This is a genomic window from Pseudomonas sp. PvP100 (assembly GCF_017833055.1).
Lineage (GTDB): Bacteria > Pseudomonadota > Gammaproteobacteria > Pseudomonadales > Pseudomonadaceae > Aquipseudomonas > Aquipseudomonas syringae.
Genome location: NZ_JAFIBO010000001.1, coordinates 3,152,930 through 3,166,612, shown reverse-complemented (window position 1 = coordinate 3,166,612; position 13,683 = coordinate 3,152,930). Strand labels below are relative to the sequence as shown.

13 protein-coding genes are annotated in these 13,683 nt (G+C 56.6%); 4 read left to right on the top strand and 9 right to left on the bottom strand.

Going from position 1 to position 13,683, the window contains the following annotated elements:
- Positions 1–121: 121 nt before the first annotated feature.
- From bfr to pyrC, 4 genes are all read right to left on the bottom strand, one after another.
- A complete protein-coding gene (gene bfr / locus JOE39_RS13425) occupies positions 122–592 on the bottom strand; it encodes a bacterioferritin (protein WP_002554851.1) in 471 nt (156 codons plus the stop codon).
- Positions 593–792: 200 nt separating this feature from the next.
- Positions 793–1,011, bottom strand: a complete 219-nt coding sequence (locus tag JOE39_RS13420; protein ID WP_003350768.1) for a bacterioferritin-associated ferredoxin — start codon at positions 1,009–1,011, stop codon at positions 793–795.
- A 209-nt stretch (positions 1,012–1,220) separates the two neighbouring features.
- Positions 1,221–1,898 carry a ribonuclease T gene (rnt, locus tag JOE39_RS13415; protein WP_003428806.1) on the bottom strand — a complete coding sequence of 226 codons (678 nt, stop codon included), beginning with the start codon at positions 1,896–1,898 and terminating at the stop codon, positions 1,221–1,223.
- The gene (pyrC, locus tag JOE39_RS13410) at positions 1,895–2,938 is read right to left on the bottom strand and encodes a dihydroorotase (protein WP_210077241.1); all 1,044 of its coding nucleotides are present in this window, start codon (positions 2,936–2,938) and stop codon (positions 1,895–1,897) included. The genes rnt and pyrC overlap by 4 nt, the downstream gene beginning before the upstream one ends.
- Positions 2,939–3,087: 149 nt before the next feature.
- Here pyrC and JOE39_RS13405 point away from each other — a divergent pair, with 149 nt between their 5' ends.
- A complete protein-coding gene (locus JOE39_RS13405; RefSeq protein ID WP_003428804.1) occupies positions 3,088–3,990 on the top strand; it encodes an OmpA family protein in 903 nt (300 codons plus the stop codon).
- A 120-nt stretch (positions 3,991–4,110) separates the two neighbouring features.
- A complete protein-coding gene (locus JOE39_RS13400; RefSeq protein WP_003412906.1) occupies positions 4,111–5,328 on the top strand; it encodes an argininosuccinate synthase in 1,218 nt (405 codons plus the stop codon).
- 389 nt (positions 5,329–5,717) lie between these two features.
- On the opposite strand, the gene JOE39_RS13395 is transcribed toward JOE39_RS13400, so the two are convergent.
- A complete protein-coding gene (locus tag JOE39_RS13395; RefSeq protein ID WP_010421071.1) occupies positions 5,718–6,239 on the bottom strand; it encodes a hypothetical protein in 522 nt (173 codons plus the stop codon).
- 1,274 nt (positions 6,240–7,513) lie between these two features.
- Here JOE39_RS13395 and JOE39_RS13390 point away from each other — a divergent pair.
- Entirely contained in the window at positions 7,514–8,140 is a 627-nt protein-coding gene (locus JOE39_RS13390; RefSeq protein WP_002554843.1) for a response regulator transcription factor, read from the top strand.
- A 152-nt stretch (positions 8,141–8,292) separates the two neighbouring features.
- Here JOE39_RS13390 and JOE39_RS13385 read toward each other — a convergent pair whose 3' ends face one another.
- The 4 genes from JOE39_RS13385 to metG all read right to left on the bottom strand — a co-directional run bounded on the left by JOE39_RS13385 (position 8,293) and on the right by metG (position 12,269).
- Positions 8,293–8,475, bottom strand: a complete 183-nt coding sequence (locus JOE39_RS13385) for a hypothetical protein (RefSeq protein WP_003363588.1) — start codon at positions 8,473–8,475, stop codon at positions 8,293–8,295.
- Between the two features lie 106 nt (positions 8,476–8,581).
- Complete coding sequence (gene nth, locus JOE39_RS13380; protein WP_003363585.1) at positions 8,582–9,220, bottom strand: endonuclease III; 639 nt, start codon at positions 9,218–9,220, stop codon at positions 8,582–8,584.
- Positions 9,217–10,092 (bottom strand): electron transport complex subunit RsxB, encoded by an 876-nt coding sequence (gene rsxB / locus JOE39_RS13375; protein WP_010421077.1) that lies wholly within the window; start codon positions 10,090–10,092, stop codon positions 9,217–9,219. Before rsxB ends, nth begins: the two co-directional genes overlap by 4 nt.
- Before the next feature lie 128 nt (positions 10,093–10,220).
- Positions 10,221–12,269, bottom strand: coding sequence for a methionine--tRNA ligase (gene metG / locus JOE39_RS13370; protein ID WP_210077243.1), 2,049 nt, complete (start codon positions 12,267–12,269; stop codon positions 10,221–10,223).
- Positions 12,270–12,454: 185 nt separating this feature from the next.
- Between metG and apbC the strand changes: the two genes are divergently transcribed.
- Positions 12,455–13,549 (top strand): iron-sulfur cluster carrier protein ApbC, encoded by a 1,095-nt coding sequence (apbC, locus tag JOE39_RS13365; protein WP_024665461.1) that lies wholly within the window; start codon positions 12,455–12,457, stop codon positions 13,547–13,549.
- Positions 13,550–13,683: the final 134 nt, after the last annotated feature.

Sequence of the window (13,683 nt, the reverse complement as noted above, 5' to 3'; positions counted from 1 at the left end):
CGCGCAGAGCGTCGCACGATAGTCGCGATTATCGCCTCCTACGCTCCAGCAAGGTTTTACGCACAAGAAAAAGCCCGCTCTCGATTGAGGCGGGCTTTTTCATTGTGGCGCGATGGGGGAATCAGTCACCCATCTGCGACTGCAGGTAGTTCTCGATACCGACCTTGACGATCAGACCCAACTGAGTCTCCAGCCAGTCGATTTGCTCTTCCTTGGGCTCAAGGATGTCTTCCAGCAGCTCACGGCTGCCGAAGTCACCGACTGTCTCAAAGTGAGCGATCGCGGCTTTCAGATCGGCCAGACCTTTTTGCTCGATCTTCAGGTCGCACTCCAGCATTTCCTTGGTGTGCTCACCGATGAGAATCTTGCCCAGGTCCTGCAGGTTGGGCAGCCCTTCCAGAAACAATGTGCGCTTGATCAGCTTGTCAGCGTACTTCATCGCATGGATGGACTCTTTATATTCGTGGCCACCCAGCTTTTTCAGACCCCAGTCTTCGTACATGCGCGCATGCAGGAAATACTGATTGATAGCGACCAGCTCGTTCCCGAGGATCTTGTTGAGATGCTGGATGACGGTAATGTCGCCTTTCATGTTCGAGGTCCTGCCGGTGGCTTGTGTATATAAGTGCCGAGTGTGAGCTGCGCTTAAACGCCTGTCAAACCTAAGTTGTTGAATAATAAGTGAAATTAAATAGGAATAAGAATGTTTGAGTTCCGCATCTTGACGCTAAGCGCTTGAATTACAGGCATAAAAAAACCGGACGTGGTGTCCGGTTCTTTAAAAGAGGGGGTTCAGGCAGCTGAAAATTTTGCCGGATAGGCCAGCAATGCATGGCTGGTTTGCAGCTCGGTCAGCGTATCACGCACCACTTCCTTTGCCAGGCAGGCGCATTTCCCACATTTACTCGCAACGCCGAGTGTTTCACGGACTTCACGATAACTGCAGCAGCCTTCCAGAATTGCATCCCGGATTTGACCGTCGGTGACACCTTGGCAGAGGCAAACATACATAAGCTATGGACCGTCGCTGGTTTATTGCTTGGTGCCGAGGAGCTTAATGTTAATGAGAATGCTTGTCAAAACTGTTTTGGGTTGTATTCAGGTCGAGCGATGAGCGGTTGCTTTCGCAGGAAACGCGCCATGAGTATGCCCTCAGGTTCATCCCGCTGCAGACATGAAAAAACCGGCACAAGGCCGGTCCATTCACAGACGTAACGTCCTCAGTCGTCGAAATCTTCCCAACCGCCCATTTCTTTCCAGCGATTGACGATGCCGCAGAACAGCTCTGCCGTCTTCTCGGTGTCGTAACGGGCCGAGTGTGCCTCGCGCCCGTCGAAGTCGATGCCGGCAGCCTGACAGGCTTTTGCCAGCACCGTCTGACCATAAGCCAGGCCGGCGAGGGTGGCGGTGTCGAAGCTGGAGAACGGGTGAAACGGGTTGCGCTTCATGTCCATCCGCGCGACGGCGGCATTGACGAAGCCGAGGTCGAAGCTGGCGTTGTGCCCGACCAGCACCGCGCGTTTGCAGCCATTGGCCTTGAGGGCCTTGCGCACGCCGCGAAAGATGTCGTTCATCGCGGTTTCTTCGCTGACTGCCATGCGCAGCGGGTGATCGAGCTTGATGCCGGTGAACTCCAGCGCCGCCGCTTCGATATTGGCACCTTCGAACGGTTCTACGCGGAAGAAATAGGTGTGTTCCGGGAACACGAAGCCTTTTTCATCCATGCCGATAGTCACCGCAGCGATTTCCAGCAAGGCATCGGTGGCTGAATTGAATCCGCCGGTTTCTACGTCGACGACCACTGGCAGGTAGCCGCGAAAGCGCGCCGCCATCGGGTGACGGGAACCGCCGCCACCGCCGTGGCCTTCGTGTTCGTCGTCAAAATTATCTTCACTCACGCGTGTTCCTCCAGACGCCAGCGCAGTGTTTCACCAGCGCGCAGCGGGATAACAGTCAACTCGCCGAACGGCAGGCTGGCAGGGGCGGTCCACTCGTCACGCACCAGCGTGATGGTGTCCTGATTGGCGGGCAAGCCGTAGAACGCCGGACCGTGAAGGCTGGCGAAGCCTTCCAGCTTGTCCAGAGCGTTACGCTGCTCGAAAGCTTCTGCATACAGTTCGATGGCTGCGTAGGCGGTGTAGCACCCGGCGCAACCGCACGCGTTTTCCTTGGCATGCTGGGCATGCGGCGCAGAGTCGGTGCCCAGGAAGAACTTGCCGCTGCCGCTGGTGGCCGCGTCGAGCAGGGCCGTCTGATGCGTATTGCGCTTGAGGATCGGCAGGCAATAGAAGTGCGGACGAATCCCGCCGACCAGCATGTGATTACGGTTGTAGAGCAGGTGATGCGCGGTGATGGTCGCCGCGACATTGGCGGAAGCTTCATTGACGAACTGCACCGCTTCACCGGTGGTGATGTGTTCGAACACCACTTTCAGGGTCGGGAAGCGCTCGACTACACGACGCAGGTGCTCATCGATGAAGACCTTCTCGCGATCGAATACGTCTATTTCGCCATGTGTCACTTCCCCGTGCACCAGCAGCAGCATGCCGACTTCGGCCATGGCTTCGAGGGCAGGGAAGATCTTGTCGATGCTGGTGACACCGGAATCGGAGTTGGTGGTCGCGCCGGCCGGATACAGCTTGGCCGCGTACACGAAGCCACTGGCCTTGGCGGTGCGGATGTCGTCGGGCGTGGTCTGGTCGGTGAGGTACAGCACCATCAACGGCTCGAAGCGGCTGCTGGCCGGGCGTGCAGCCAGAATGCGCTGGCGATAGGCATCGGCTTGCTGCGCGTTGCGTACCGGAGGCACGAGGTTGGGCATGATGATTGCGCGGCCAAAAGTTCGCGCTACGTCAGCAACGGTATGAGGCAAGACAGCTCCGTCACGGAGGTGAATATGCCAGTCGTCGGGACGCAGGAGGGTCAGGCGGTCAGACATTGGGGATTCCAGGCGGGTCAAACTCGCTGGGAATGCTACCGGAAAAGACTCTCTCAGGCATCCGCTATCAAGTTTTGCATGAAGTTACCGATAGCTCCCTTGTCAGTCGGTAATTTTCTGTTTCGCGTTCATTTCCAGTGGAGCCTCCCGTGCGCCAGCGATATTTAGCCCTGCTCAGCATGTTTGCCAGCCTCCCGGCGATGGCTATCAGTTTCCAGACGCGTCTGGAGAGCATCGAGTGGAAGGTCGAAGGTGATCAGTTCGAATGCCGCCTGACTCAACCGATCACCGACTTCGGTGCCGGTGAGTTCGTGCGCCGTGCGGGCGAGCAGGCGACGTTTCGCCTCAAGGCTTCATACAACATGCTCGGTAACGGCACTGCGACGCTGCTGGCCGCTGCTGCACCGTGGCAACCGGGCCGCGGCGATATCAATCTGGGGTCTGTGCGCGTCAGCAATGGCGATATTCCCTTCAATACCTCTCAGGCTCAGGCCGGACGTCTGATCAGCGGTCTGATGGACGGGCGCAGTCCGCTCATTCGCCACTACACCCGGGACGGCGGCCAGATGGAAGTGCGTCTGCTGCCGGTCAAGTTCAGCAAGGCCTTCAGCGATTACCAGGCATGCACTGCCAAGCTGCTGCCGATGAACTTCGATCAGATCAAACAGGCTGAGGTGGGTTTCCCGGGTGGCGGTATAGAGCTGGATGCCCGCGCCAAGGCGCGTCTGGACAACATGGTCGCCTATTTGAAGGCCGACCCGACCGTGAATCGTATCGAACTGGACGGTCATTCGGATAACAGCGGCAATCGCCTGACCAACCGTGACCTGTCCCGCCGTCGCGCGCTGGCGGTCATGGATTACTTCAAGGCGCAAGGTATACCCGAGCAGCAAATCACCCTGCGCTTTCATGGCGAGCGCTACCCGCTGGCGCCCAACACCAATGAAGCCAACCGTGCGCGCAACCGTCGGGTGAACGTGCACCTTGAGCGTGTTGCGCCCGATGAGCGCCCGGTGCCGGTTGCGTCTGCCAGCGCAGCGCACACTTCTTAAAGCCTGTAAAAAACATCTGTCAGACGTCGCCTTGTCGTCACAAGCTGTCGCGCCCCTGTAAATTTGCCGGTTTGAACGGTAGAATCAGCGGTTTTCCGTACAACCCGGTGGAGTGATGGCATGGCGGACGTAAACAAGGTAGTTCTCGCGTATTCCGGTGGTCTGGATACTTCGGTAATCCTCAAGTGGCTGCAAGATACGTACAACTGCGAAGTGGTGACCTTTACCGCTGACCTGGGTCAGGGTGAAGAAGTCGAGCCGGCACGCGCCAAGGCGCAGGCCATGGGCGTGAAAGAAATCTACATCGATGACCTGCGCGAAGAGTTCGTGCGCGATTTCGTCTTCCCGATGTTCCGTGCCAACACCGTCTATGAAGGCGAGTACCTGCTGGGTACCTCCATCGCCCGTCCGTTGATCGCCAAGCGTCTGATCGAGATCGCCAACGAAACCGGCGCTGACGCCATTTCCCACGGTGCAACCGGCAAAGGTAACGACCAGGTACGTTTCGAGCTGGGTGCCTATGCGCTCAAGCCAGGCGTCAAGGTCATCGCTCCGTGGCGCGAATGGGATCTGCTGTCGCGCGAGAAGCTGATGGACTACGCCGAAAAGCACAACATTCCCATCGAGCGTCACGGCAAGAAGAAATCTCCGTACTCCATGGACGCCAACCTGCTGCACATCTCTTATGAAGGCGGCGTGCTGGAAGACACCTGGACCGAGCACGAAGAAGACATGTGGCGCTGGACCAAGTCCCCCGAGGACGCGCCAAACGTTGCGACCTACCTTGAGCTGACCTATCGCAATGGCGATATCGTTGCGCTGGACGGCGTCGAAATGACTCCAGCCACTGTGCTCGCGACCCTCAACCGAATCGGTGGCGAAAACGGTATCGGCCGTCTGGATATCGTTGAAAACCGTTATGTGGGCATGAAGTCCCGTGGCTGCTACGAGACGCCGGGTGGCACCATCATGCTGCGTGCTCACCGCGCCATCGAATCGATCACTCTGGACCGCGAAGTCGCCCACCTCAAGGACGAACTCATGGCCAAATATGCCAGCCTGATTTACACAGGTTACTGGTGGAGCCCGGAGCGTCTGATGCTGCAGCAGATGATCGACGCGTCCCAGGCTCACGTGAATGGCGTTGTGCGCCTGAAGTTGTACAAGGGCAATGTGATCGTCACCGGCCGCAAGTCGGATGATTCGCTGTTCGACGCCAACATTGCGACGTTCGAAGATGACGCAGGTGCCTACGATCAGGCCGATGCAGCGGGCTTCATCAAGCTCAACGCATTGCGCATGCGGATTGCAGCCAACAAGGGTCGCAAGCTGTTCTGATACAGCAAGTTGTTCGACAAGTGCAGCCCGTTCAGGGCTGCACTTCAAATACTATCGACAGGGTCATTCTTTCCAGGCGTCATGTAAAAAGACGTCGAGGCAGTGAAGTCATCGTGGTTGATAGGCAGGGTATATGTGCTATGCAAGGTAGCCGTACACCTGGAGAGCAATGCCTGTTTTACCATGCATTTCAGCGTGCAGCCTTCGCCAGAAGCATCAAGTATTTAGTCTTTGAAAATCTTCTTACAGTGATCACTGGTAAAATGCGTATTTGTTTTGGTGTTTTCCTACAGTAGCTGTAGAAGTTCAGGGCAGGGAATAACAGCGTTTTCCGTCGGCCAGCTGAAACGTATCGCACACTGTTTGTTTTTTTGCGTAATTATTCAGAGTCAGTCGCTCTCCTGTCGTGGCCGGAATTCAAACCGGTATGCCTTGCCGATGCTGAGTACCTGGCGAAGGCTAAGATCGAGTATCCGGGCAATCTCGGACGCGGTATAGCCCAATGCCGAGTAGTGCATGGCGTGACCTGCAACGACGTCATCGATGTCCGTAACGTCATCAAGGGCCTCGCTGCGTGGGACGATCAAGGGCTGGCTGAGGTTGATGGTCACGCCATGTTCTGTGGCCAGTCGGCGAACATCCCTTTTATTCATCCGCAATGAATACTGTAGCGCGGTAAAACCGGCCCCCTTGCCCGCCAGATACCTCAGTTGCTGCACTTTACCAGCGACTTCAAGCCTCTGTTCTGCCGCACGTTTTGTACGCGGTGATGACGGGGCGGCTAATTCAGCGGTCTCTCCTTCTGGAATGACTGCAATAACACCACCACGGGCAATAAAGGCTTCCACTGCGGTAGTGAGATCAGACGCGGTGGGCATTGATGACCGCGTACGAGCGTATTTAGTGTTCATGGTACATCCCTTTTGAACATGGTTATACACAGGGCCTACTCGAAAGAGTTGCCAGGAGCCCTGAGCGTTTCCAGAAAGCAGCGATGCCGGATCGGCTAGATACCCAGTGCGCTATTTCATCCGGCCGCGCACTATATGAAGCCTGCTTGAACGCACCGTTGAGGGAGTGCGCAAGTGCAGTACGCAGCAGCAGGAAGTCATATAGCTGCGCGTATTCAAAGGCAGTAATTAATAAAAGTTGCTGTTAAAAAAGTAACGACTGGTAATAAATTTTGCAAGAGGAAAATGGTTGGGTGCATGAATTGATTGAGTGAATTTTATAATGTCTTACGAGTTGTAAAGTTGCGTCTGCTAATCGTGTAGTCCATTTCCTATTCGAAAGAACGTGTCTGGCTTTGAAATAAAAAATGGTATTTGCTACTTGTCGAAAGAGCTAATTATGGTCTTGAATAATGTAGGGTTATGCTATGGTGTATGTAAGATTTTGCGACACTGAAAGGATGGGTCTTGTTAGATATAGCCATGTCAATGATAGGTTCGTAGAGGTGTGGCACTTTGAGGTTGTGTGTTTGTTTGTAGGATTTTTCTTGGCATTCTGTGAGGGTTTTCCTTAAATAAATATTTGTACGAAATTCTGTAAATAATGTGTAATTTTTAAACCTTGTTTACGTATGTAGCGTGTGGGATGTATCCAGTGGTCTTTGGACCTGTGTGTACAGGGCAGGGCATCCGCATGCAGAGACTTTCAGTCGCCCTGCTAGAGGGGCGTTATGTGCAGGTGTCGCTTTCCGGGCGGCAGACTGATGGCCATGGGCTGTGACAGCAGTCGGGCGCTACCGGGGGCGGGGATCGACCTGTTTTTTAAATGATTCAGCTAAAAGGAATTGGTTTAAGTAGCTGGCGATAAGCCATGTATCGAGTCGGTTCGTGACACTGATGCAGGAATGCTCTGGCAATACGGTTAACAGGTGCAACAGGGTCACATTTTTGAATGTAAGAGTTCGGCGGCCGCCTGTTGTACGCATTTATCTACTGATGCTGCGATGCTTGTGCTGCGGCGATCAGCAACAATATTCACCAGGTTCCGAAAAGGAAGGCTCTGTGAGAATTAATAAAAAATGTACGTTCCTGCCAAGTATTGTAGGAAGTTTCTGCTGTAATTGTAGGAATGGTCTTTGGCTGTCAGTCCACAAGGGTGAGCGCCATGCAAAGCAGTAAACGACTAAGTTATTGTGCTGGCTCTGAAAATTCGAATAGCGAAAAATGGACTGCCCATGAATAAAGTGCTGATCGTGGATGATCATCCCGTCATTCGCCTTGCTGTACGCATGCTGATGGAGCGTCATGGCTATGAGGTCATCGCGGAGACTGACAACGGTGTGGATGCGCTGCAACTGGCGCGTGAGCACCTCCCGGATATCGTCATTCTTGATATCGGTATCCCCAAGCTCGACGGGCTGGAGGTAATCGCCCGTCTGTCAGCCATGACGTTGCCATTCAAGGTTCTGATCCTCACCTCTCAGGCGCCGGGCCACTTCTCCATGCGCTGCATGCAGGCCGGGGCCGCCGGCTATGTCTGCAAGCAGCAGGATCTGACCGAGCTTCTAAGTGCGATCAAGGCGGTACTGTCAGGGTACAGCTACTTTCCCAACCAGGCGTTGCACACTGTTCGCTCCAGTATGGGCAACGCGAGTGAGTCGGACATGGTTGACCGACTTTCTGGCAGGGAGATGATGGTTTTGCAGCAGTTGGCCCGAGGCAAGACCAACAAGGAAATTGCAGACGGCATGTTTCTGAGCAACAAGACCGTCAGCACCTATAAAACGCGTTTGTTGCTCAAGCTCAACGCACATTCTCTGGTCGATCTGATCGAGCTCGCGCAGCGTAACGGGCTGGTATGAATAGGGCACTGTTTAAAAGGGGGCGTGGTTGATACCCGGTCGTGCAGGTCGGCCATCGAACATTCATTTTCCGTATTGATCACGTATTGAAGCCTCTTCTGGAGAGGCTTCAAATGCCCTGATCGAGCAAGTCAGTGCGATTTCACGGCTGTCTAGAAATCGAAGTCGTAATCAGCCAACTGCTTCTGCAAACGCCGCTCTTCAAGCAGGTTGTCGATGGTGCGTCGTTTGCTCAGGTTGGTCTTCGCCGGCTCGACAGTCACTGGTTCTGTGTCGTCCGTGTCGACGGAGACGAGGTCGTCGTCTACGTCCAGTTGTTCGTTGTCAGTGCTCATGAAGTCGACTCCAGGGCTTGTGCTCTCTGGCGCTTCTTATATCGACAATCCAAAGGTGGGTAAAAAAGATTTTTTCAATCGGCAAGGCAGCAATGATCTGTATGGCTCAATCGTCGGATGTTTTTGCCTTGTAATCGCACAGATCTTCTATACGGCAACTGCCGCACCGCGGTTTACGGGCCTGGCAAACGTAGCGCCCGTGCAGAATCAGCCAGTGATGAGCGTCGAGCAGGTAGTTTTTCGGCACAAATTTCATCAGTTGCCTTTCCACCTCCACTACATTTTTCCCTGGCGCGATGCCTGTGCGGTTGCTGACGCGGAAGATATGCGTATCTACCGCCATCGCGATCTGGCGGAAAGCGGTGTTGAGCACCACGTTGGCGGTTTTGCGCCCGACGCCCGGCAGCGCCTCGAGTGCTTCCCGGGTTTGCGGTACTTCACCGTTGTGCAGCTCCACCAGCATGCGGCAGGTTTCAATCACGTTTTTGGCTTTGCTGTTGTAGAGGCCGATTGTCTTGATGTACTCGGAGAGCCCCTCTACACCCAGTTCGTAAATGGCCTGTGGTGTGTTGGCTACCGGGTAAAGCCTGGCAGTCGCCTTGTTGACGCTTACGTCGGTGGCCTGGGCGGAAAGGATGACGGCTATCAACAGTTCAAAAGGCGTGGTGTAAGCCAATTCGGTTTTTGGGTCCGGATTGTCCTCATGCAGCCTGCGAAAGATTTCCTGGCGTTTTGCGGCATTCATGGGCGGAGCTTTTCCTCGGAATTAGCCTGTGCGGGGGGTGGCAGAAGTGCTGCAAGTGTCTGCTCGGCAGCTTCGTATTCGCGCTGCAATTCCACAAGCCTGGCGGCCTGCTCCGCAATGGGGGGGTGACCAAACGCCTTGAGCGACTTGTTGAGTTGCGCGCGGCTCATGGCCAGCGCAATTCGGGCTTTTTTCAAGGCCTCATCCGGTCCGGCAGGCTTGTCGTTCCGGGCGAGTGCAACGGCGGATCGAGGCAACACGTCCCGAGCGGATTCAACGCGCTGCGACCGCGCAAGGCGCTCTGCCAGCCGCTTTTGCTGCTCCCGGTGTAGGCGTGCATTTCGTGCCTCGAAACGCATTCGGGCATGACTACGCTTGCGCTGCCGCGCCTCCTGCAGCTCAGGGGTAGGGGCCAGACCGCCGACGATGGGCGTGACCGTTGCCAGTGGCAGCGGATGCATTTCAATACAATCCACCGGGCACGGCGCAACGCACAGATCACAGCCTGTGCACTCATCGATAATCACGGTGTGCATCAGCCTGGATGCGCCGAGAATGGCATCCACGGGGCAGGCCTGAATGCATTTGGTACAACCGATGCACTCTGCTTCGCGAATGAAGGCAACCTGTGCAGGTGCAGTGCCGCGTTGCATATCCAGTGTCAGGGCCGGAACAGACAGCAGTTCGGCCAGCTGGGCTATCGTTTCGTCGCCGCCCGGGGGGCACTTGTTGATGGCTTCGCCGCCAGCGATGCCTTCGGCGTAGGGCTTGCAGCCGGGATGGCCGCACTTGCCGCACTGAGTCTGCGGCAGAAGGGCGTCGATACTGCGGATGAGGTCCACGTCGGGAAGCAGGCGAATCAATTCAGTCATGGTCTTGCCAGGTGACCAACAGGTGTTCTGTCTATCCGGAGAGCAGCATTATCGGACAGCTCAGGGAGCTTGCGAATGCGTAAAGGCCCGGTATCTGCCTGATGGCAGGATACCGGGCCTTGCGTTTTTTACTTGATGCGCTGGCCTGGCTTGGCACCGCTGTCGGGGCTGAGCAGATAGATCTCCTCACCGCCGGGGCCTGCCGCCATCACCATGCCCTGCGAAATGCCGAAACGCATTTTTCGCGGCTTGAGGTTGGCGATCATCATGGTCAGACGGCCTTCGAGTTCGGACGGGGTCGGGTAGGCGCTCTTGATGCCGGAAAAGACATTGCGCTGCTCGTCGCCGATGTCCAGAGTCAGGCGCAGCAGCTTGTCGGCACCCTCCACGTGTTCGGCCTTGAGAATCAGCGCGACGCGCAGGTCGATGGCGGCAAAGGCGTCAAAGTCGATTTCCGCCGACAGCGGGTCTTTGGCGAGTTCGCCATTACCGGCAGGCGCGGTGTCCGCCGACGAGTCGGTAGCGGTCAGGTCTTCCTTGGAGGCAGTGGCCATGGCCTCGACCTTGACCGGGTCGATACGGGTCATCAGCGCCGAGAAAGGGTTGAGCTGATGATTGGTCAGCAAGATCTTGTGGTCTTCCCAGGTCAGTGGTTCGACGTTGAGGAATTTTTCTGCATCGGCGGCCAGATTGGGCAGGACCGGCTTGAGGAAAATCACCAGTTGGCGGAACAGGTTGATGCCCAGCGCACAGACGGCCTGGACTTCATCCTGCCTGCCTTCCTGTTTGGCCAGCGCCCATGGCGCCTTTTCCGCGATGTAGGCATTGGCACGGTCCGCCAGGGCCATGGTCTCGCGCATGGCGCGGGCGAAGTCGCGGGCTTCGTAGGCATCGGCAATGCTGGGTGCAGCCGCCAGAAACGCGTCGGTCAGCTCGGGCGCGGCATTGGCTTCGACCATCACACCGGCGTTGCCCTTGTGAATGAACCCGGCGCAACGGCTGGCAATGTTAACAACCTTGCCGATCAGGTCGGAGTTGACCTTTTGCACGAAGTCTTCGAGGTTCAGATCGAGGTCGTCGACGCCACGGCCCAGCTTGGATGCGTAGTAATAGCGCAGGTACTCGGGCGGCAGGTGGTCGAGGTAGGTGCGCGCCTTGATAAAGGTGCCACGCGATTTCGACATTTTCTGGCCATTGACGGTCAGGTAGCCGTGGACGTTGATGCCGGTCGGTGTGCGCAAGTCAGCGCCTTCCAGCATGGCAGGCCAGAACAGCGCGTGGAAGTTGACGATGTCCTTGCCGATGAAGTGATAGAGCTCGGTGGTCGCGCCCTTTCCCCAGTACGCATCGAAGTCCAGGTCTGGACGACGCGCACACAGGTTCTTGAAGCTGGCCATGTAGCCGATCGGCGCATCAAGCCATACGTAGAAGTATTTGCCTGGCTCGTCGGGAATTTCAAAGCCGAAATAGGGCGCATCGCGGGAGATGTCCCACTGCTGCAGGCCACTGTCCAGCCATTCGGCGATCTTGTTGGCAACCGCATCCTGCAGGGTTCCGCTGCGCGTCCAGCGCTTGAGCATGGCGTCGAATGCGGGAAGGTCGAAGAAGAAGTGCTTCGAGTCCTTGAGCACCGGCGTGGCACCGGAAATCGCCGACTTGGGGTCTTTCAGATCCGTCGGGGCATAGGTAGCGCCGCACTTTTCACAGTTGTCGCCGTACTGATCCTCGGCCGCGCATTTCGGGCAGGTGCCCTTGATGAAGCGGTCGGCCAGGAACATTTTCTTTTCCGGGTCGAAGTACTGGGTAACCGAGCGCGTCGCGATATGACCCGCATCGCGCAGACGCTTGTAGATCATGCTCGACAGTTCGCGGTTCTCGTCAGAGTGCGTCGAGTGGAAATTATCGAAGTCCACCAGGAAGTCGGCAAAGTCGGCGCTGTGTTCGGCCTTGACGTTGGCGATCAGTTGCTCTGGCGTAATGCCTTCCTTTTCGGCGCGCAGCATGATTGCCGAGCCATGGGCGTCGTCCGCGCAGACATAAATGCATTGATTGCCGCGGTGCTTCTGAAAACGCACCCACATGTCGGTCTGGATGTACTCGAGCATGTGGCCAAGGTGAATGGAACCATTGGCATAGGGCAGGGCGCTGGTAACGAGAATCTTGCGTGGCTCGGACATGGGGCTCGGCTACTTGAAGTGAAACGGAGACCGGCCACTATAAAGGTCTGAACGATTTTTTTCACCCGTGCGGTTGTGGGAATGCTCCTGAATGGTTGGGTGCGGTTCAGTGAAATCATGTGGGCTGCTGGCAGAACAGGTACGATAGTCGGCTGTTCCAGTCAGTCTTTTTACGGAGTAAGCCCATGAGCGCAGTCAATCGCGCAGCGGTGGAGACGATTCTTCGCCAGTACACCGACCCCTATCTGAATCAGGATCCGGTCACTGCCGGTTGCGTCCGGTCCATCGATATTCAGGGGGCACAGGTCAGCGTGCAACTCGAATTGGGCTATGCCGCCGACCTGTTCAAGAACGGCTGGGCGCACGTGCTGAAAACCGCCATCGAGAATCTGGACGGCGTCAGTTCGGCCACCGTTGCCATCAGCAGCGTGATCAGCGCGCACAAGGCCCAGAGCCAGATTCCGGGGCTTGCCAATGTGAAAAACATTGTCGCCGTCGCGTCCGGCAAGGGCGGTGTCGGCAAGTCCACGACCGCCGCCAACCTGGCCTTGGCACTGTCTCGCGAGGGCGCTCGCGTCGGTATTCTCGATGCCGATATCTATGGGCCGAGCCAAGGGGTGATGTTCGGTATTCCCGAAGGCACGCGGCCGAAGATCAAGGACCAGAAGTGGTTCGTGCCGGTCGAGGCGCATGGCATCGAGGTGATGTCGATGGCCTTTCTGACCGACGACAACACGCCGATGGTCTGGCGCGGACCGATGGTGTCGGGGGCTTTGCTGCAATTGGTCACGCAGACTGCCTGGAATGACCTGGACTATCTGGTCATCGACATGCCGCCCGGCACCGGTGATATCCAGTTGACGCTCGCGCAGAAAGTCCCGGTGGCGGGGGCCGTGATTGTCACCACGCCACAGGATCTGGCTTTGCTGGATGCGAAAAAGGGTGTCGAGATGTTCCGCAAGGTCAACATTCCGGTACTGGGCGTGGTGGAAAACATGGCGGTGCACATCTGCTCCAACTGCGGCCATGCCGAGCATCTGTTCGGTGAAGGTGGCGGCGCGAAGCTGGCGACGCAGTATGATGTCGAGCTGCTGGCGTCACTGCCGCTGTCGATGCTGATTCGCGAGCAGGCAGATGGCGGCAAGCCTACGGCGATTGCCGAGCCGGATAGTCAGATTGCGATGGTGTATCAGGAGCTGGCACGTCACGTCGGTGCGCGGATCGTGTTGCAGGAAGCTGCAAGTCCAGCCATGCCGACGATTTCGGTAAGCGACGACTGATTGGATGGTGATGATCGGGCGGGGGAGGTGCTGTGCTTCTCTCGTTCTGGTCAGGCGTGCAGCGGGTGTTCAGCCAGCGAGAGGTCAAAAGGCGGGCAATAAAAAACCCCGCTTTTGAGGGCGGGGTTTTTAAG